Source organism: Pseudomonas sp. NPDC078700 (assembly GCF_044542375.1).
Lineage (GTDB): Bacteria > Pseudomonadota > Gammaproteobacteria > Pseudomonadales > Pseudomonadaceae > Aquipseudomonas.
In genome coordinates this window covers 641,425-660,716 of record NZ_JBITUI010000004.1, presented here as the reverse complement: position 1 = coordinate 660,716, position 19,292 = coordinate 641,425, and the positions used below count along the sequence as shown (strand labels likewise).

Annotated in this window: 17 protein-coding genes; 9 read left to right on the top strand and 8 right to left on the bottom strand. The window is 54.4% G+C overall.

Features of this window, described 5'->3' with window-relative positions; genetic code table 11:
• Positions 1 to 132 precede the first annotated feature (132 nt).
• Positions 133 to 1,401 carry a dicarboxylate/amino acid:cation symporter gene (locus ACIGCM_RS17195; protein ID WP_397503278.1) on the top strand — a complete coding sequence of 423 codons (1,269 nt, stop codon included), beginning with the start codon at positions 133 to 135 and terminating at the stop codon, positions 1,399 to 1,401.
• A 17-nt stretch (positions 1,402 to 1,418) separates the two neighbouring features.
• Here ACIGCM_RS17195 and ACIGCM_RS17190 read toward each other — a convergent pair whose 3' ends face one another.
• Positions 1,419 to 2,231, bottom strand: a complete 813-nt coding sequence (locus ACIGCM_RS17190) for a helix-turn-helix domain-containing protein (protein WP_397503277.1) — start codon at positions 2,229 to 2,231, stop codon at positions 1,419 to 1,421.
• Positions 2,232 to 2,387: 156 nt separating this feature from the next.
• On the opposite strand from ACIGCM_RS17190, the gene ACIGCM_RS17185 reads away from it, so the two are divergent.
• The 3 genes from ACIGCM_RS17185 (at position 2,388) to ACIGCM_RS17175 (ending at position 5,374) form a co-directional block, all read left to right on the top strand.
• Positions 2,388 to 3,821, top strand: a complete 1,434-nt coding sequence (locus tag ACIGCM_RS17185) for an alanine/glycine:cation symporter family protein (RefSeq protein WP_397503276.1) — start codon at positions 2,388 to 2,390, stop codon at positions 3,819 to 3,821.
• A 72-nt stretch (positions 3,822 to 3,893) separates the two neighbouring features.
• Positions 3,894 to 4,880 carry an asparaginase gene (locus ACIGCM_RS17180; protein WP_397503275.1) on the top strand — a complete coding sequence of 329 codons (987 nt, stop codon included), beginning with the start codon at positions 3,894 to 3,896 and terminating at the stop codon, positions 4,878 to 4,880.
• 35 nt (positions 4,881 to 4,915) lie between these two features.
• Positions 4,916 to 5,374: a GNAT family N-acetyltransferase gene (locus ACIGCM_RS17175; protein WP_397503274.1), complete on the top strand. Its 459-nt coding sequence runs from the start codon at positions 4,916 to 4,918 to the stop codon at positions 5,372 to 5,374.
• A gap of 39 nt (positions 5,375 to 5,413) precedes the next feature.
• Here ACIGCM_RS17175 and ACIGCM_RS17170 read toward each other — a convergent pair whose 3' ends face one another.
• Positions 5,414 to 5,824, bottom strand: coding sequence for a GFA family protein (locus ACIGCM_RS17170; RefSeq protein WP_397503273.1), 411 nt, complete (start codon positions 5,822 to 5,824; stop codon positions 5,414 to 5,416).
• Positions 5,825 to 5,964: 140 nt separating this feature from the next.
• On the opposite strand from ACIGCM_RS17170, the gene ACIGCM_RS17165 reads away from it, so the two are divergent.
• The 3 genes from ACIGCM_RS17165 to ACIGCM_RS17155 all read left to right on the top strand — a co-directional run bounded on the left by ACIGCM_RS17165 (position 5,965) and on the right by ACIGCM_RS17155 (position 10,826).
• The gene (locus ACIGCM_RS17165) at positions 5,965 to 8,877 is read left to right on the top strand and encodes an autotransporter domain-containing protein (RefSeq protein ID WP_397503272.1); all 2,913 of its coding nucleotides are present in this window, start codon (positions 5,965 to 5,967) and stop codon (positions 8,875 to 8,877) included.
• 214 nt (positions 8,878 to 9,091) lie between these two features.
• Entirely contained in the window at positions 9,092 to 9,562 is a 471-nt protein-coding gene (locus ACIGCM_RS17160; protein WP_397503271.1) for a helix-turn-helix domain-containing protein, read from the top strand.
• Positions 9,555 to 10,826: a type II toxin-antitoxin system HipA family toxin gene (locus tag ACIGCM_RS17155; protein ID WP_397503270.1), complete on the top strand. Its 1,272-nt coding sequence runs from the start codon at positions 9,555 to 9,557 to the stop codon at positions 10,824 to 10,826. The genes ACIGCM_RS17160 and ACIGCM_RS17155 overlap by 8 nt, the downstream gene beginning before the upstream one ends.
• 55 nt (positions 10,827 to 10,881) lie before the next feature.
• On the opposite strand, the gene ACIGCM_RS17150 is transcribed toward ACIGCM_RS17155, so the two are convergent.
• Complete coding sequence (locus ACIGCM_RS17150) at positions 10,882 to 12,159, bottom strand: serine hydrolase domain-containing protein (RefSeq protein ID WP_397503269.1); 1,278 nt, start codon at positions 12,157 to 12,159, stop codon at positions 10,882 to 10,884.
• 213 nt (positions 12,160 to 12,372) lie between these two features.
• Between ACIGCM_RS17150 and ACIGCM_RS17145 the strand changes: the two genes are divergently transcribed.
• A complete protein-coding gene (locus ACIGCM_RS17145; RefSeq protein ID WP_397503268.1) occupies positions 12,373 to 12,819 on the top strand; it encodes a hypothetical protein in 447 nt (148 codons plus the stop codon).
• A gap of 337 nt (positions 12,820 to 13,156) precedes the next feature.
• On the opposite strand, the gene ACIGCM_RS17140 is transcribed toward ACIGCM_RS17145, so the two are convergent.
• The 4 genes from ACIGCM_RS17140 to ACIGCM_RS17125 form a co-directional block, all read right to left on the bottom strand.
• Positions 13,157 to 13,462, bottom strand: a complete 306-nt coding sequence (locus ACIGCM_RS17140; RefSeq protein WP_397503267.1) for an NIPSNAP family protein — start codon at positions 13,460 to 13,462, stop codon at positions 13,157 to 13,159.
• An 85-nt stretch (positions 13,463 to 13,547) separates the two neighbouring features.
• Positions 13,548 to 14,456, bottom strand: a complete 909-nt coding sequence (gene glsB, locus ACIGCM_RS17135) for a glutaminase B (protein ID WP_397503266.1) — start codon at positions 14,454 to 14,456, stop codon at positions 13,548 to 13,550.
• 144 nt (positions 14,457 to 14,600) lie between these two features.
• Complete coding sequence (gene oadA, locus ACIGCM_RS17130; protein WP_397503265.1) at positions 14,601 to 16,406, bottom strand: sodium-extruding oxaloacetate decarboxylase subunit alpha; 1,806 nt, start codon at positions 16,404 to 16,406, stop codon at positions 14,601 to 14,603.
• Between the two features lie 11 nt (positions 16,407 to 16,417).
• Positions 16,418 to 17,833 carry an acetyl-CoA carboxylase biotin carboxylase subunit gene (locus ACIGCM_RS17125; protein ID WP_397503264.1) on the bottom strand — a complete coding sequence of 472 codons (1,416 nt, stop codon included), beginning with the start codon at positions 17,831 to 17,833 and terminating at the stop codon, positions 16,418 to 16,420.
• A gap of 205 nt (positions 17,834 to 18,038) precedes the next feature.
• Between ACIGCM_RS17125 and ACIGCM_RS17120 the strand changes: the two genes are divergently transcribed.
• Positions 18,039 to 19,025 carry a LysR family transcriptional regulator gene (locus ACIGCM_RS17120; RefSeq protein WP_397503263.1) on the top strand — a complete coding sequence of 329 codons (987 nt, stop codon included), beginning with the start codon at positions 18,039 to 18,041 and terminating at the stop codon, positions 19,023 to 19,025.
• Here ACIGCM_RS17120 and ACIGCM_RS17115 read toward each other — a convergent pair.
• A complete protein-coding gene (locus ACIGCM_RS17115; protein WP_397503262.1) occupies positions 19,022 to 19,234 on the bottom strand; it encodes a PA3496 family putative envelope integrity protein in 213 nt (70 codons plus the stop codon). The genes ACIGCM_RS17120 and ACIGCM_RS17115 overlap by 4 nt on opposite strands.
• Between the last annotated feature and the right edge of the window lie 58 nt (positions 19,235 to 19,292).

The following is a 19,292-nucleotide window of genomic DNA, read 5'->3' as shown; positions in this document are numbered from 1 at the left end:
CAGGCGCACGTGTCCGCAGGTGAACAGTTGAGGGCATATTTTTTGCCCTCAACCTTTGCGATGCAGGTTACGAGCAACCTTCAAGACCGCACAGATGGTCTGCTCAATAACAGTTACTAAATGGTGAAACGCATGACTCAGAATTCCATAACCGCGACATCGCTGGGCCGCTGGAAACGTCTACAACTGTGGCACAAGATCCTGATTGGCTTGGTGCTCGGTGTTGCTACAGGCGCGATTTTCAAAGAGGACGCCTTGGTCCTTGCCCCGATTGGCACCTTGTTCCTCAATGCCATCAAGATGTTGATCGTGCCACTGGTATTTGTCTCGCTGGTGGCGGGTATCACCTCCATGCAAGACTCCGCCAAACTCGGGCGGATCAGCGTCAAGACCATCGCTATCTATATGGTTACCACTGCATTTGCGGTCAGCATCGGGCTGTTGTTTGGCGCGGTATTTACCCCGGGTGATGGCCTGAACATGGTTGCCAGCGGCCAGGATGCGGCGAAAGAAGCGCCATCGCTGATGTCCATTCTGGTCGGCTTGGTACCCAGTAACCCGGTGACGGCTTTTGCTGAAGGCAATGTGCTGCAAATCATCGTGTTCGCCATCGCAATTGGTGTGAGCATGAATTTGGTCGGTGAAAAAGCCGCACCCGCCATCAAGCTGTTCGACAGCCTGGCTGAGACCTTCTACAAACTCACAGACCTGATCATGAGCTTGGCACCCTATGGCGTATTTGCCCTGATCGCCGGTGTTGTCGGCAGCCACGGCGCCGAAGTGTTGCTGCCACTTGCCCAGGTAATTGGTGTCATCTACCTCGCCAGCATCGCCCATGTGCTGCTGGTGTATGGCGGTTTGATTGGTTTGCTTGCACGCCTTAGCCCTGTACGTTTTTTGCGCGGTATTGCACCGGCGCTGGCGGTAGCATTCAGTACCTCAAGCAGCTCCGGCACCTTGCCGGTTTCGATTGAATGCGCCCGTAAAAACCTCGGCGTATCCCAAGGCGTGGCCGGTTTCGTACTGCCAGTTGGTGCCACTATCAACATGGATGGTACGGCGATTTACCAAGGTGTTTTGGCGTTGTTTATTGCCCAGGCGTTTGGGATTGATCTGGGTGCCGGCCAGTACATGATGATCATCCTCACCGCGACCCTGGCCTCGATCGGCACGGCGGGTATTCCGGGTGCGGGTTTGATTATGCTCGGCCTGGTGCTATCTGCGGCGGGCTTGCCACTTGAAGGTGTTGCGCTGATTGCCGGTATCGACCGTATCCTCGACATGGCACGTACCACAGTCAACGTCGCAGGTGATTTGATGACCACCACCTTGGTCGGTCGCAGTGAAAGCGAACTGGATGTCGAGGTCTTCAACAGCCCTAACCACGACGGCAACCAATAGCCGGTAGAGCTGCGGGCCTATTCGATCTCGAATAGGCCATTGCGAATCCGTGCCCCAGCCAACCGCTGGCGCACATCATCATCGATTCGTGGATCATCTGGCGCATAGAGCATCACCTGACGATAGCTGTTCACCCGATTGATATCAGTACCGAGAAATTCCCACACCACTCGGGTACAGGCCGGGGTGCGCTGGTCACCACTGGAGACCCCTGTCTTCATGCCGTTCAAACGGGTAATACGACTTTTGAAACTGGGAATAAGTATGGTTTGGCTGATCTCATTGCCGGTCAGGCTTTCGTAATCGATCAAAAAGACCCGGTCCTGCAAATAGAACGCCGCACCCAAATAGCGACACCGCACCCAGTCCTCAGCTCCGCCGCCTCGCGCACGCTCTTGTCGCTCCTGACGCTCAAAGACAAAGCTGCCGCGCTCCTCACGCAAATGCACCAGCGACAACAAAATCTGCCCCGGCACCGACATGCAGTTGGAATACTCGAAATAGTACCCGCAGTAGCGCGACAAGTCGTTTGAGTGCTCACTTAGCGACTCAAACAACTCAAGTAATGGCGCGCCAGCTGATGTGCTTGCCATGCTGTTATCGCGAGCCCCAATCAGCCGGGAAAACTGCTCTTGCGGAAGCACTAATTCGTAGTCTTCGACGCCAAAAAAGTCACAAATTCGTTTCAGGTTATGAGTGGTCGGCCTGCTCTGGCCTGCCAGATAGCGGTTGAATTGCGCACGATTGATCGAAAGCTTGCGACAGACCTCGGCTATTGACCGGTAGTGACTGCATAGCAGCTTGAGGTTAGCGCCAAAAGAATCCGACATGCGGGTAATCCAGTCGAGATAAGTGACGCGATAGTAGCATCATATAGCGTCACATCACTGCAACCCGCGTAATTGTTTGTAACATTCACATCTACAATCATTACAAAAGGTCCGCAGAGACCAACTTATTTCAGTACAACAAGAGTGACCTCCCCTATGCTCGATTTACTCAATGACCTCATCTGGAGCAAGCTGCTGATCGTAATGCTGATTGGCCTTGGTTTGTTCTTCACCATCGCCTCTCGCTTCGTTCAGTTCCGCTACTTCGGCAATATGTTCAGCATTTTTGCTGAAGCATTTAAGCGCCAACCCGGCCAACTCAGCTCGTTCCAGGCACTGATGCTGTCGGTTGCAGGTCGCGTCGGCGCAGGCAACATTGCCGGGGTGTCGGTGGCGATTATTCTCGGCGGCCCCGGGGCAATTTTCTGGATGTGGATCGTGGCGCTGGTCGGCATGGCTACCAGCTACTTCGAATGCTCAATTGCTCAGTTGTATAAGCGTCGCGAACCCGATGGCGGTTACCGTGGCGGCCCGGCGTTCTATATTGAACACGGCCTGGGCCAACGCTGGTTGGGTATCGTCGTTTCGATCCTGCTGCTGATGACCTTCGGTTTCGGCTTCAACGCCGTACAGTCCTTCACCGTTGCCAGCTCCCTGCACGATACCTTTGGCGTCCCGACCTATGTCAGCGGCGTGGTGCTGACAGTTGTGATCGGCATGATCATCTTCGGCGGCATCAAGCGCATCGCCAAGTTTGCTGACATTCTGGTGCCGGTGATGGCTTTCTCATATATCGCCATGGCCATGTTTGTTATCGGCAGTAATGCTGAGCGCATCCCGGAAGTTTTTTCATTGATCTTCCGCAGTGCCTTTGGCCTTGAGCCAGCATTTGCGGGCGGCATCGGTGCAGCCATTATCATGGGCGTTAAGCGCGGCCTGTTCTCCAACGAAGCAGGTCTGGGCAGTGCACCCAACGTCGCCGCAGTGGCCGAAGTTCCACACCCTGTCGCGCAGGGCATCGTGCAGTCCCTTAGCGTATTTATCGATACCATCATTCTGTGCAGCTGCACCGCGCTTATCATCCTGCTATCAGGCGTTTATCAGCCTGACACTGATATCGCAGGCGTACTCCTGACGCAAAGCGCAGTCGCCAGTGTGGTCGGTGAATGGGGCCGGGTATTTATCACTGTAGCGTTGCTGCTGTTCGTCTTCACTACGCTGATCTACAACTACTACCTGGGCGAAAACGCATTGGGCTTCTTCACCCAAAAGCGTATGCCGGTCATGGTTTACCGCGGCTTGGTTGCAGTGTTGGTGTTCTGGGGTTCGGTGCAAGACCTTGGCACCGTGTTCGCCTTTGCTGATGTAACCATGGGCTTGTTGGCTATCTGCAACCTGGTGGCCTTGGCACTGCTGTTCAAGGTGGGCCTACGTTTGATGCGCGACTACGACAAGCAAATGAAAGCAGGTGTAAAATCGCCCGTATTCGACCCAAAAGAGTTCAGTGATCTGGATCTCGATCCGAACGTTTGGGCGCAAATACATGCCCAAAACACCACTGAAAGCGTTGCGCAAACGAAGCCAGTTTAAGGCCGGCTAAACGTAACGACGAAGGGGCTGAAAGGCCCCTTTTTGTTATTGAGCATTGATTGAGGAGCGACCATGGCCGCTTGTGAAAAACTCCTGTTGCTGTACACCGGCGGCACCATTGGCATGCAGCAAAGTGCCGATGGCTTGGCCCCGGCGTCAGGATTTGAGGCGCGTGTTCGTGAGCAACAGATCCATGAAGGTCCGCTGCCAGAGTGGGTGTTCAGCGAATTACTGCCGCCCATCGACAGCGCCAATATGAGCCAAGCCAATTGGCTGGCCATGGTGAGTGCAATTCGTAGCGCTATTGAGCAAAACGGTTGCGATGGCGTGTTGGTGCTGCAAGGCACTGACACCTTGGCGTACAGCGCAGCGACCTTGAGCTTCCTGCTGCTGAACTTGCCTGTGCCCGTGGTACTCACCGGGGCAATGTTGCCGGCCGGCACACAAGGTAGCGATGCCTGGGGCAACTTGTTCGGCGCTATGCGCGCCCTGCATCAAGGTCAGGCCAAGGGTGTGCAGGTCTATTTCAATGGCGCGCTCATGCATGGCGCACGTGTCAGCAAACTGCGCAGCGATGCCTTTGATGCATTCACCGTGTTGCCGCGCCAGCGCATTGGTCAAAAGGCAGAGCAAATACCGGCGAGAATTGATTATCACCAACCACGCCAGCCAGTAAATATTGCCGTCTTACCCTTCTACCCCGGTATTCAAGCTGAGCATATCAGCGCGCTGCTGAGTAGCGGCGTCCAGGCACTATTGCTTGAATGCTACGGCAGCGGCACTGGCCCTTCCGATAATGCTGCGCTGTTGGCTGCACTTAAAAGCGCCCATGAACGTGGTGTTGTGCTTGCGGCAATCAGCCAGTGCCCGCAAGGCCATGTTGAATTCGGGGTTTATGCGGCTGGCAGCCAGTTACAAAGCGCCGGGCTGGTTTCCGCAGGCGGCATGACTCGCGAGGCAGCACTGGGCAAGTTATTCTCCTTGCTGGGTGCAGGCTTGACCCAGGCAGAGGTGGAACATTGGTTCAGCCTTGATCTGTGCGGTGAACGCGCCGACTAACCACTCAACCCACAATAATAAAAGGAGGACAGCAAATGGCCGCCCGTATCGAAGTTGAAGTCCGCCAAGTCAACGCCGACGACCACGCAGCTTGGTTGCCACTGTGGCAAGGCTACCAACGCTTTTACATGACCGAAATTCCAAGCGAGGCCAGTGAGGTGAACTGGCAACGCTTTCTGGACCCCGATGAACCCGTTAATGCCGCACTGGCTTGGCACAATGGCACGGCAATCGGCTTGGTCCACTGGGTTTATCACCGCTCCACCTGGACGGTCGGCGACTACTGCTATCTGCAGGACTTGTTCATCGACAAAAATGTGCGCAGCAACGGTGGCGGACGCCAACTAATTGAGTTTGTTTACGCCCAAGCGCAACAGGCCAATTGCGCACGTGCTTACTGGCTCACCCATGAGAGCAACAGCAAAGCTATGTTGCTCTATGAGCGGATTGCCGAGCGCTCCGGGTTTATTCAGTACCGCAAACAACTCACCTAGGCATTAAGCAAAGGCCGCGCGATTCAGTCACCGCGTGGCCTACTCGAAAGGTGGTAGGTCGGGATAACGCGGCAAGTCATCAGCAAACCTCACCCACGGCAAATGCTCTGAATGCCAATAATGCAGTGTTGGGGTTATTTGCTGGGGGTCGTCGAGGCTGCCGACGGTGATATCAATCAAACCGGGTAAAAAGCTTGCGGTGAACGAAATCTGCGTACCGCAACGCTCACAAAAGCCGCGTTGAGCATCAGCCGATGAAGCGTATAACTTGGGTTGCCCCTGCGTGAAGCTGACTTGATCATCCTTATAGATCGCCCAAGCGACAGCGGGCGCTGCATGGGCTCTGCGGCATAAGGTGCAGTGGCAGATAGCAGCCATCAGCGGCTCACCCGCAAGCGAATAACGCACAGCACCGCACTGGCATCCGCCGTCGATCTTTCGCTCAGCCATTTCCAACTCCTAGTCTGTAGACAGAAAACTGTAGCTGAGCCAGCGCGATCAATTATTCCAATTCAGCGGCTGTTACAAAACCGTAAGACTTACCCGTTATAAACAGCGGCTACGCCTAATAACAAGGACAGCTAGCTGCCATGCTTTTTCGACCGACACCCCTCGCCCGTTGTATCGCCCTGAGTCTCTTCGCCGGTTTCAACGCCCATGCACTGGCGGCCAACCTCACCCTTAACAATGCCGTTACTGACACCCAGGAGTTGTCTGGCGAGAGCAGGCTGGACATCAGCGGCAGCGGTAGTGTGATTACCAAGAAAGACCCCGCCGTGCTGCTTAATGGCAATACCAGCGGCGCCGGTGTAATCATTGATAACAGCGGCACATTGCAGTCGACTAAAGACCGCGGCATTGATAGCGACGACGGCGATGGCCCTGCCCGGAACTACCAAATCATCAATCGTATCGGGGCAACCATTGACGCCGAGAAGCAGGGCATACGCATCGACGGCGACTTCGCGGGCAGCAAGGTAAGCATCGACAATGCCGGCACAATTACCTCGCAGACCGACCGGGCAATCATGCTCAAGGCGCTGCAAACCGATGTGAAGATTGACATCGTCAACCGCGAAACAGGTGTGATCCATGGCGTGGCTGAAGACGCAATGCGCCTCGGCGCGAACGCGACTGTAATCAACTACGGCGAAATCAGCAGCGGCGACATGACCGATGACGAAGCCAAATTCGATGGTATCGATTTCGATGAATCAACCGGTGGCAGAGTGGAAAACCACGGATTGATCAGCGGCGGTCGTCACGGCGTCACCACCGATAGAGGTGCTGAGCTGATCAACTACGCAGATGGCGTAATCATTGGCCGCAATGGCTCAGGCTTCGGCTCTGACGGCAATGGGACGGTCATCAACTATGGCCGCATCACCGGCAGCTACAACGGTATTGCACCGAATGGCGATGGTGATGGCGTAGACATCGACGGCCAAGGCCAGATCGACAACTACGGCACCATTGAGGGCACTGGTGCAGGTGGCGAAAAAGACGGTTCTGCAAACACCGGTGAAGGCATCGCCATGGGCGGCGGCAGTATTATCAACCGCGAAGGGGCAACCATCAGCGGCGCAGCCAATGCCATCTTGATTGATGACAGCGCAACGGGCGGTGCCCCCTTTGCCACCTTCCTCGAAAACCACGGCAGCATCCTCGGCCTTGACGGCGATGGCGTACGAATCATCGGCGAGCAAGCCGACACTGTCATTAACAATGGCATGATCAGCGGCGCTAGCGGGTTAGCCCTTGATCTAAGCGGCGGTGATGACAGCCTGACTTTAGGTTCCAAAAGCCAGTTTGTCGGCTTGGTCGATGGCGGTGAGGGTCGCGACACAGTGACCTTTGACGATGCCAAAGGCGGCAGCTTTGGTAACAGCCAAAACTTTGAATGGCTGAACGTTAAACAAGGTGTTTGGATCCTTACCAGCAGTGACTTCAGCGAAGGCGGTGAAATCCTAAGCGGCGCGGAGTTGATCAACCAAGGTCAGATTGGCGGCACCTTGAACGTTCGATCCGGCGCAACTTACAGCGGTGCCGGCCAGCTGCAGAACCTCAACCTTGAAGCAGGTTCTACCCTTGGTTTTGCAATCACAGCTGACGGCAGGCACAACCCGGTAGAGGTTAATGGCAGTGCACAAGTCGAGGGTGCCAAGCTGGATATTCGCGCAGGCAGCGGTGACTATCCAAAGCTGAGCAATTACACCCTGATCAATGCAAAGGATGGCGTAACCGGCCAGTTCGCCAGTGTCAGCAGCAACTTCGCCTTTCTGACCCCAACATTGGCCTATAACGCCAACAGCGTTGAGCTCGAACTACAACGCAATGATGTTGCTTTCAGTGATTTGGCCCAAGGTGGCAATGCTGCAAACGCTGCACAACGCATCACTGCCAACAGCAATCCAGCGCTCTACAATGCGTTACTGAGCAGCGATAGCAACGGTGCCAGCGCTGGTTTAGAGCAACTCTCCGGCGCCAGCAATGCGAGTGCCGCCAACGCCACACTGGCCGGTAGCAGTCAGGTCGGCAGTGCCATGCTCGGCGCGATGCAACAACTCGGCGGCGGCATGAGCGGCAACTTACAAAGCGCGGTTAGCCTCCAAGATGGGCCATTGCTGGCGGCCAACGGCTTGCCGAATGACGCACGCAACCTCAACGACCCAAATGCCCAAGGCCGCCTGTGGGTTCAAGCGCTAGGCAGCAAAGGCACGCTCGACGGCAACGCAGGCAGCCATGACATCGACCAAAACACTGGCGGTGCAGTCGTCGGCGCTGACTGGGCACTTAATCCGCAATGGCGTTTAGGGGTATTGGGTGGATATTCAAGTACCGATATAGACGCTGGTAGCGATGCTGATGGCAACATCGACAGCTACCACATCGGTGCCTATGCATTACGCCAGAGTGGTGCCTATAACCTGCGCCTCGGCGCGGCGTACAGCAAACATGACGGCGACAGCAAGCGTGAGGTCAACTTCAACGGCTTCAATGACAGTGTTCGCGGTGACTATGACGCCGACAGCCTGCAGGCCTTTGCTGAACTGGGTTACGCCATAAACAGTGGCAAGCTGCAAGCTGAGCCTTACGCCAACCTTGGCTACCAACGTTACGAGCGCGATAGCTACAACGAAAAAGGCGGCCCGGCAGCCCTGCATGTTGAGTCACAAGACCAAGACAACCTGACCAGCACCTTTGGTGTGCGCATCGCCCGTTTCGACACACTGGATAACGGCATGAGCTTCACCCCCCGCCTGGGTATCGGTTGGCGTCATGTTTACGGTGATGTTGATAGCAACACGCGCCAATCATTCCTCAGCGGCGGCACGGCATTTAGTGTTGAGGGCAGCGCGCTGGATCGCAACAGCATGCTGATTGAAGCAGGCTTTGACGTCGGCATCAGCCATAACCAAAACGTCGGCCTGGCCTACAACGGTCAGCTGGGTGAAGACTCACGCAACCACGCATTGATAGTGCAATGGCAGCTAGGTTTTTAAAACTCACTCTGTAGCGCTTAAACCCCATAGATTGCCCAGCTCAGGTTGGGCAAAAACAGCTTAGGCTGTGGGATTTCCGCACTTTAAGGATGTAATTATTTATTAATTAACTCGCAAATAATGAAATTATAATTTCACATTTACTAAAATGTGTTGACTCAAATTTTATGCTAATATTTTTTCATTAACAGGTAAAAATTGAAAAAATATTAGCATGCCAAGGAAAACAGCTGCACTGCTGCCCTCTGCTGAGCGTCTTTTAGCCGAACTTGGCGAAAGACTGTTGCTGGCCCGCAAACGGCGCAAAATCACAGCCAAACAAATGGCCGACCGGACAGGCATGTCTGCTCCAACTCTGCGTGCCTTAGAGCAAGGTAGCCCAGCTGTTACGCTCGGCGCTTACATGGCGGTGTTGGTCACTCTCGGCCTCGAACAAGACCTAGCCCTTATCGCCAAGCATGACGAATTAGGACGTCATCTGCAGGACGCAACTCTGAGTAAAGCGCGCACTCGAAAGCCTGCAAAAAACGTTAACCCACCCGTGCGTGAGTCACCTACAAAAATGGCAATAAAGGCCGATCGTGGCGTTTATGCAGAGGATATTACGGCGACGCAGCCTAAGGTGAAACCGGGCATGAGCAGCAAAGATATGGCCAAGCTGCTGCTCGGAGATACTGATGACTGAAGCTATTTTGGTCTATGCAGATTTTGCCGGATCAATCAGCCCAACGCTGCTTGGTAGGCTTCATATACGGCGTCTGCGCTCCGCCGAGCGCATGGAATTCGAGTACGACGAACAGGCGCTTGCCAGCCCTTTGGCTGCAATCCAATTCGACCCACGTATTGGTCCGTATGCTGGAAGGCAGTTTCCCCCTGCGGGGACTGAACGATTTGGCTTAGTGGCCGACGCCTCACCCGATCGTTGGGGGGAAACATTAATGCGCCGACGACACGAGCAAGATACTCGTGCCGGGCTCGTATCCACGGGCACACAGTTGACCCCTTCAGATTACCTGCTAGGGGTGCACGATTATTACCGAGTGGGCGCTTTACGTTTCAAAGTCGATCCAAACGGCCCCTTTTTGGATAACCAGAATGGCCGCGGTGCCCCCCCACTCACCCGGCTTCGAGAACTGGAAGAGGCCGCTCGCCGGTTTGAAGACGGTGAAACACTTGGTAGCGAAGGCCAGGACTGGCTGAGCATGCTGATAGCGCCAGGGGGATCACTTGGGGGCGCACGCCCCAAAGCCAGTGTAATCGATGAAGCTGACAACTCGTTGTGGATCGCCAAATTCCCTAGCAACCGCGACACTTACGACCTAGGTGGCTGGGAAATGCTGGTCAACGTCTTGGCTAACGGCTGCGGCTTAAATGTCGCCCAAGGTGCGCACGGTAAATACAACAACGATTACCACTGCTTCCGAGTTAAGCGTTTTGATCGGACTCACGCGGGTGAGCGCCTGCATTTTGCGTCAGCCATGACCCTCACCGGACACCAGGATGGTGACGATCATATGTCGGGGGCGAGTTACCTAGAAATTGCCGAAGTACTGATACGTCATGGCTCTAACACCACTGAAGACTTACGCGAGCTGTGGTGCCGTATCGTCTTCAATATGCTGGTCAGCAACACTGACGACCATTTACGCAACCATGGCTTTCTCCTCGACGCTAGCCTTGGTTGGCAGCTCTCGCCTGCTTACGACATAAATCCTGTACCCGGCGAAACTGGGCTCAAGCTCAATGTGTCAGAAGCTGATAACTCTATCGATCTGAGCCTAGCTCTTGCAGTCGCAGATCGCTTCCGTGTTCAACAAGCAGAAGCCAAAGCGTTAATAAGCACCTTCAAAGGAACCATAAGCCAATGGCGGAAAGTAGCTCAAGCGATTGGTTTATCCAGACAAGAAATGCAAATGATGGCCCCAGCTTTTAGCTTGGCAATGCAATAGTCGCAGCGTTAAAAAAGGCAGACCAAAGGTCTGCCTTGTGCTGCTCAAAACAGCATTACTTCAGCGCTTTAATCGCGGCAGCGATAAAGTCGTAGGTTTCCATCTCTTGCTTGTCCATTTCCGGTTCTGGCCAGGCGCTCCAAACCACTGCGACTAAATTCTCTTTGCGGTTTACATAGACAAACTGGCCAAAGATGCCCTGTGCTTCAAAGGCACCATCATGCTGAGGGCGAGCATTCTTACCGGTCGGGAACAACCACCACTGGTAACCGTAGCCGAGGATGTAATCCCCTCCGTAGAGCTTACCCGGTGCCAGGTAAGAAGCAGGATCAACCTCAGTGGCTTTATCCAACCAACCCTTGGGCAGAATACGTTCCCCGTCGATAACGCCATCATTAAGAATAAATTGACCGAAGCGACCGTAATCTTTCAGCGTTGCCGAGAAGCCACTGCTGCCGATCTCTTGACCGGCTTGCCCATCGAGCTGCCAGAAGGCTGGTTTTTCCATGCCCATGCGCGCCCAGATACGATCAGACAAGTAATCACTGGTGGTCATGCCGGTGGCGGCGTGAACCAACTCGCTCTGCAAATGCGACTCACCGGTGCTGTATTTGAACACGGTGCCCGGCTTCGATTTGCGCTTTAGTTGGCTCAGTTGTTTGACCAGCGAACCCGGCGTATTTGAGAGCTGCAATTCGAACATTTTACGGCGGTCTGAAGTCGGATCACGATAGGTCTCATTCCAGTCCGCGCCAGAGCTCATGCGCAGAACCTGCTCAACGGTAACGCCATCATAAGCGCCGCCTTTCAGCGCTGGCAGGTATTGAGTGATTGGCGCTTTAACGTTAATCCGCCCTTGCTGCACTGCTGCGCCGACCAGCGTCGATGAGATCGACTTAACCACACTGAAAGAGGTCCACCGGGTGTCCGCATCGTTACCCAGACCGTATTTTTCCAGTACGACTTTGCCGTCTTTGATGATCAACACACCGCCAACACGATTACGCCGCATAAAGTCATCAGCGTTTTGCTCAGCACCATCTGCTTGGTAGGTGACGTCGATATTAGGCTGTTGCGGCAACGGATAAACCTGCGCACCGCGCGCTACATCACGGGTGAAATAGACTTTATCCATATTGCGATACGTGCCGGGCTGATACAGCGGCGGCAAATCGTATAAGTCCTGAGCACGGCCAATATATTGCTGCTTCTCTGGCTTTGACGAAGCATTGCCGGCCTCTGTTTGCGTACTCGCCGTCTGCGCGCAGCCGCTCATAAGCAGGCCGACAGACAGGCCCAGTAAACCACTTGCGGCTCGCATTTTTACCGACATTTGCAGTCCTTATTTTTAATTTCTGAGTGGAAAAGAATCCGATAATTATCCGTAGACCATAGCTTTAAAAAGCTTAGCTGTCGTCCTTTGAGGCCTGACTAGAGCCTTCGATAGCTCCAAACCAAGTGCTGGTTAGCCGGACGGCCCAGGAAAGGCACAATCAATGACGCGTGGCTTTTGTGCCTGTTACGTCTTTGATCGCTCAGGATTCTTTTGTCCGAACTGCTCAAGCTAAACAAGAATGTCTTGATTGCGCATCCCTCTGGAGAACTCAGCTTTGGAAGAGTTCCGGAGATGCCAATGTTTAAACTGCGTGGTGGTGATATCTACCTGCGTGCAGGTGCTCACTGGGGCCATAACAGGGGCTTTGGTGTGCGGCATATCTGGCAGGCTCATTGCCCAGATTTGCAGAAATTTGGTTGTAACCACATTGATGATGTAGCAGCGCATATTGCGAATATGATCGCGCCCGGTGCTGCCATCTATTGTGAGTTCATGGGCATAGGCCGCGAGCATAGAGTTACTGTGCTGAAAAACCCAATAGGCTCGCTGATTCTAGAGCCGAGAAACGAACGTAGAGGCTTTGGCTATTACGTGGTCACTTGGTACCCAAAGCGGCGCGCAGAGGGCACCTTAGTCGGACGAATACCCCGGTGCTAATGACACCCCACCAGCAATGAAAAAGGCGTCCTTAGGACGCCTTCTATATTTGTTGAGGAGTAGTCGCAGCAATCCTTTAGCTCCCAGCTTTCTCAGCCTTGGGGTCAGAATCCGATGAGCGAGCTCACCGTCACTACTTCAGAGAAACCAGCTTTCTCTGCTGCCAAATTGCGGGGGGATCAAACACTGGTATCCAAGCCCGACATATGCGCAGTTGCAGTCCTCGATAGCCATTCTGATAGAACACCCAAGTATGTCAATAGCATCGACCCCTATAAAACTATGGGCACATCTTGGTACAGCCAAGGCGCCGGCAGTGATCAGAGCGACAATAAACTTATGCCAGCACCGGCCTGAAAAAGCTCCGCTCGTAGCTCAAGATGCATTTGGTTTGCTCGGCATAGTGAAAAGCAGCTTGGCAATCAGCGTCCGTTGCTGACTCAATCCGATATTGCTCGTAAGCGGCTAGGCTGGGGAAGGAAAATAACGCCAACGCAACATTGTTCGCCCCCTCACCCGGCAAAAAGTAACCGTGATGCTGGCCGCCAAATTTCTCTACCAGCGGGATCCAAAGCTTCGCATAGCGTTCAAATTCAGCTTGTTTGTAAGCATCAATGATATAGCGCAGGGAACAGGTGACCATGGGGCGTCCTTCAGGGAAAAGTAATGGGGCGCGCCCAGAGTGAGCAACGCAAAGTTGTCCACCCTGAGTCAGAACAACAAAAGTTTTAGTACACCGACCAGCCGATCTTATCGCTTAGCATCTCCAGCGCCTGCAGACCCACCAGCGAGTTACCGGCAGGATTCAATTCAGGCGACCAGACGCAGATAGAATAACGGTCCGGAACAATCGCAATGATACCGCCACCAACCCCGCTTTTACCGGGCAGGCCAACGCGGTAAGCGAATGTCCCAGCCTCGTTATACAAGCCACTGGTGGCCATGATCGCGTTAACTTGGGTGACTTGGCGCAAGCTCATCACGCGCTCACCACTGAGCCTGCTAACACCTTGATTAGCGAGAAAACTAAAAGCATGGGCCAGATCGATGCAACTCATGCGTAAGGCGCAATGGTTGAAATAACTGCGCAACACCAGGTCGACATCGTTATGAAAGTTACCAAACGACTGCATCAAATAAGCCGCTGCAGCGTTGCGCGCGCGGTGCTCGTATTCCGAAGCTGCCACTACGCTATCGATCACCACCCCTGGGTTTCCGGAAAGCCGTCGCGCCATATCACGCATGGCTAGCGAAGGTGCCGCATAGCACGACTGGTTGATGTCACAGATAACCAGTGCGCCAGTGTTAATAAACGGATTGCGTGGAATACCGCGCTCCAACTCCAGCTGCACCAGCGAGTTAAACGGTTGCCCGGATGGCTCATAACCGAGCCGCTGCCAAATTGCCTCACCCGAATGGCCCATCGCCTGAACCAAACTGAAGACTTTGGAAATACTCTGGATCGAGAACGGCGTATTGGCATCGCCAGCGGTAAATAATTCGCCGTCGTTGCTGTACACCGCGATACCCAGTTGATCGGGCGACACACTGCCTAATGCCGGAATATAGTTGGCAACTTTACCCTGACCAATTAATGGCCGGGTCTGCTCAATGATCTCGTCTAACAGCGCTTGCATCAATTCACTCGCGATTATTCTTAACAAGCACCAGCCTACCGTTGCGGGAGGTGCTACGGCTAGACGCAATCAAAAATGCAAAGCAAAAAAAGGGAGCCCGAAGGCCCCCACAGAGAAACTTGTTAGCGGATCGCTTAGCGACCTCTACTCGATCTCAACCAGCACTTCACCCGGGTTAACCCGATCGCCCTTGGCCACGTGAACGACCTTCACCGTGCCATCGATTGGCGCTTGCACTTCGGTCTCCATCTTCATGGCTTCGGTGATCAGCAGTGACTGGCCAGCCTTGACGGTATCGCCCTCTTTAACCAACACATCGACGATATTGCCCGGCATGCTGGTGCTCACATCCCCCGGCCCGCTGGCTTGTTTGCGCTTGCCGCCGGCACCCGCAACAAAGTCGTTAAGCGGCTCGAACACCACCTCTTCCGGCATGCCATCGATCGACAGGTAGAAGTGACGCTTGCCGTCGCCTTTAACCCCAACGCCGGTGATGTCTACGCGGTAGCTTTCACCGTGCACATCGACCACAAACTCAGTGGGTACGCCCTCGCCACCCGCGGCAGCAACACCTGTACCATCAGGAATTGGCAGCAATACTTCTGGCACCAGAGAGCCCGCTTCGCGTTCTTCCAGAAACTTGCGACCGATGTCCGGGAACATCGCGTAAGTCAGCACGTCTTCTTCGGATTTTGCGACAGTGCCGATCTCTTCGCGCAGTTTGGCCAGCTCGGGTTTGAGCAGATCTGCCGGGCGAATGTCGATGACTTCTTCGTTGCCAATCGCCTGCTTGCGCAGCTTCTCGTTGACCTTGCCCGGTGCTTTGCCGTAACGGCCTTGCAGGTAAAGCTTGACCTCGTTGGTGATGGTTTTGTAACGCTCACCGGCCAATACGTTAAACACGGCCTGGGTGCCGACAATTTGCGAAGTTGGCGTCACCAGCGGCGGGAAGCCGAGGTCTTCACGTACTTTGGGAATTTCAGCAAACACTTCGTTGATGCGGTTCAGCGCGCCCTGCTCTTTAAGCTGGTTGGCGAGGTTAGACATCATCCCGCCAGGTACCTGGTTAACCTGTACACGGGTATCGACGGCGGTGAACTCGCTTTCAAACTGGTGGTACTTCTTGCGCACAGCATGGAAGTACAGGCCGATTTCCTGAATCAGCGCCAAGTCGAGGCCGGTGTCATATTGGCTGCCGCGCAGCGCTGCAACCATCGACTCAGTACCCGGATGGCTAGTGCCCCACGCGAAACTGGAGATAGCGGTATCGATATGGTCAGCACCGGCTTCAATCGCCTTGAGCTGGCACATCGAACCCATGCCTGCAGTGTCATGGCTGTGGATAAAGATCGGCAGATCGATTTCATCTTTTAGCGCTTTGACCAAATCGGCAGTGGCATAGGGGGTCAGCAGACCGGCCATGTCCTTGATCGCGATGGAGTCGATACCCATGGCTTGCATCGCCTTGGCCTGATCGACAAATGCCTGAGTGGTATGCACTGGGCTGACGGTGTAGCTGAGGGTGCCCTGAGCGTGTTTGCCGGCAGCTTTGACGGCTTCAATGGACACACGCAGGTTACGCACATCATTCATCGCATCAAAAATACGGAACACATCGATGCCGTTAACTGCGGCCTTGGCCACAAATGCTTTAACCACGTCATCGCTGTAATGGCGATAGCCGAGCAGGTTCTGGCCGCGCAGCAACATTTGCAGACGGGTATTAGGCAGCGCCGCCTTGAGCTGACGCAGGCGCTCCCACGGATCTTCCTTAAGAAAGCGCACACAGGCATCAAAAGTTGCCCCGCCCCAGACTTCCAGCGACCAATAACCGACCTGATCGAGCTTGGCGCAGATCGGCAGCATGTCGTCGAGACGCATGCGCGTAGCCAGCAACGACTGGTGAGCGTCGCGCAGGATGGTGTCGGTAACAGTAATCTTCTTAACCATTTCTCAATTCCTCACAGGCCAGCGTGGGCAGCAATTGCAGTGGCGATGGCGATGGCCAGGTGCGACGGGTTACGTTTGATCGAGTATTCAGTCAACTCAGGATGACTCTCGACGAAGCTGGTGTTGAACTGACCGCTACGGAATTCAGGATTACGCAGAATTTCCTGATAATACGCAGCGGTGGTTTTCACCCCTTGCACGCGCATGTCATCCAAGGCGCGCAAGCCACGATCCATCGCCTCTTCCCAGGTCAGCGCCCAAACAATCAGCTTGAGACACATTGAGTCGTAGTACGGCGGAATGGTGTAACCGGTATAGATCGCCGTGTCGGTACGCACACCGGGGCCGCCGGGCGCGTAGTAACGGGTGATCTTGCCGAATGACGGCAGAAAGTTGTTCTTCGGGTCTTCGGCGTTAATCCGAAATTGCAGGGCAAAACCACGGTGGATGATGTCTTCCTGCTTGACCGACAACGGCAAGCCAGAGGCAATGCGGATCTGCTCGCGAACGATATCGATGCCGGTGATTTCCTCGGTGATGGTGTGTTCCACCTGCACCCGCGTGTTCATTTCCATGAAGTACACCTCGCCCTCGGCGAGCAGGAACTCCACGGTACCGGCGTTCTCGTAACCTACCGCTTGTGCCGCACGCACTGAGAGGTCACCAATGTAGGCGCGCTGCTCAGGTGTTAGCTGTGGGCTTGGGGCAATTTCAATCAGCTTCTGGTTACGACGCTGGATCGAGCAATCACGCTCAAACAGATGCACCACGTTGCCCTGGCTGTCAGCCAGTATCTGCGCTTCGATATGCTTTGGATTAACGATGCATTTTTCGAGGAACACTTCAGCGCTGCCAAATGCCTTGGTCGCCTCTGAAATCACTCGCGGATAGGCCTGCTCTAGCTCGGCTTTGCTGTTGCAACGGCGAATACCACGGCCGCCACCACCCGAAGTAGCTTTCAGCATTACGGGGTAGCCAATGCGTTCGGCTTCAGTCAGCGCCTCGGCAATGTCGGCGACGTTGCCTTCGGTGCCGGGAGTCACTGGCACCCCAGCCTTGATCATGCTGCGGCGGGCTTCAGTTTTGTCACCCATGCGACGAATGACTTCCGCGCTCGGGCCTATGAACTTGATCCCACGCTCGGCGCAGATATCCGCCAGCTCGGCATTTTCCGAAAGAAATCCATAACCGGGATGCAGTGCATCACAGCCGGTTTCGACCGCCAGGTTGACCAGCTTGCGTGGGTTCAGGTAACCCGCTAGTGGGTCATCGCCAAGGCTGTGCGCCTCATCGGCACGCTTAACGTGCAGCGCCATGCGGTCAGCGTCGGAATAGACGGCCACCGAGCGAATCCCCATTTCGGCGCAAGCACGCACGATACGGACAGCAATTTCGCCACGGTTAGCAATCAGGATTTTCTTGATCACAAGTGTTGTCCTCGAGCATGGGCCAAACAAACCCCGCTCCATTTAGTTCTTGTAAGCGGTTGTGTCTTAACCCTACGCCGCTTAGTCGATTACCTAAAATCAATAATTATTTGATTACTCATAAGCAAAAACTTATATATAGGCATTCTGAACTGCTTTGTGCTCTGACAGCGCCGCAGAATCGACAAAAACGAGGCAGCAAACCGTGCGTAAATCCTTGATGCGAATGACACTTCGCCAGCTACAAGTGTTTCGCTCAGTCTGTGAGCAGCAGTCTTACAGCAGGGCCGCCGAGGAAATGTCGCTGACCCAACCTGCGGTGAGTTTGCAAATTCGCCAGCTAGAAGAGCTGACCGGCCAGCCGCTTTTCGATTACGTCGCAAAAAAACTGCACCGCACTGAAGCGGCCGAGGCACTACTGCGCGCCAGTGAGGATATTTTTGGCCGACTCGAAAGCCTGGATATGCAACTGAGCAATTTACAGGGCTCATTGCAGGGTCAGTTAAGCCTGGCTGTCGAATCCAGTGCCAAATACTTTATTCCCCACCTATTCGCAGCATTTCGCCGACAATACCCGGAAATTAACCTACAACTCACAGTGGTCAATCATGCACAGGCAGTCAAACGACTCAGCGCTAACCGCGATGACTTGTTGATTCTGTCGCAGGTGCCAACGGACATGGCGCTGGAATTTTTACCCTTTTTGAATAACCCGATTATCGCCGTAGCGCCGCCAGACCACCCGCTGTGTGCAGTGCCATCCCTGGATTTACAAGCGCTGACAGCTTATCCGCTGCTGACCCGCGAAGTGGGTTCGGGCACGCGCAAAGCCTGTGAAGAGTATTGCAATCAAAAGCGGGCACACTTTGCCAACACCTTGGAGTTTGGGTCTTTTGAAGGGCAAATCGAGGGGGTTATTGCGGGCTTGGGCATTGCCCTGCTGCCCCGGCACGCCGTGAGGCGAGAACTGGCATGCGCGGCGTTGCAAGAGTTAAACGTCAGCGAATTGCCCCTGCTACGCAGTTGGTGCGTGGTGCATCCACGGGGAAAATACCTGTCACCGGTGGCGCAGGAGTTTTTCACCTTTGTGCGTAACCAGCGCAGCCAAATCACCTTATTGGCGGAGCACTTCAGCTCATCACCCGCAAAGAAGCCAGAAGCCAATACTCCTGACTTCAGCGTGAACGGTTAGCGCGCTGGGCGACTCACCTCACGCGCAGCTGCAATATAGTTGGCTGCGATCAGCTCAGGGTAATCAGACAGCTCCTGTTGCAGTAGACGCTGCTCAGAGTAGCTCTCAATGGCACGGCGGTACTCCATGCGTCGCTGGTCAACCAATTTACGCCGAGCTTTGGCCTGGCTGTTAACGTACGGCTGCGATTCATCCACATAGCGCGACATGATCAGACTCCCAGACTGAATATCAGGAGCCTCAGGGTCGGCTTAAAACATGACAACT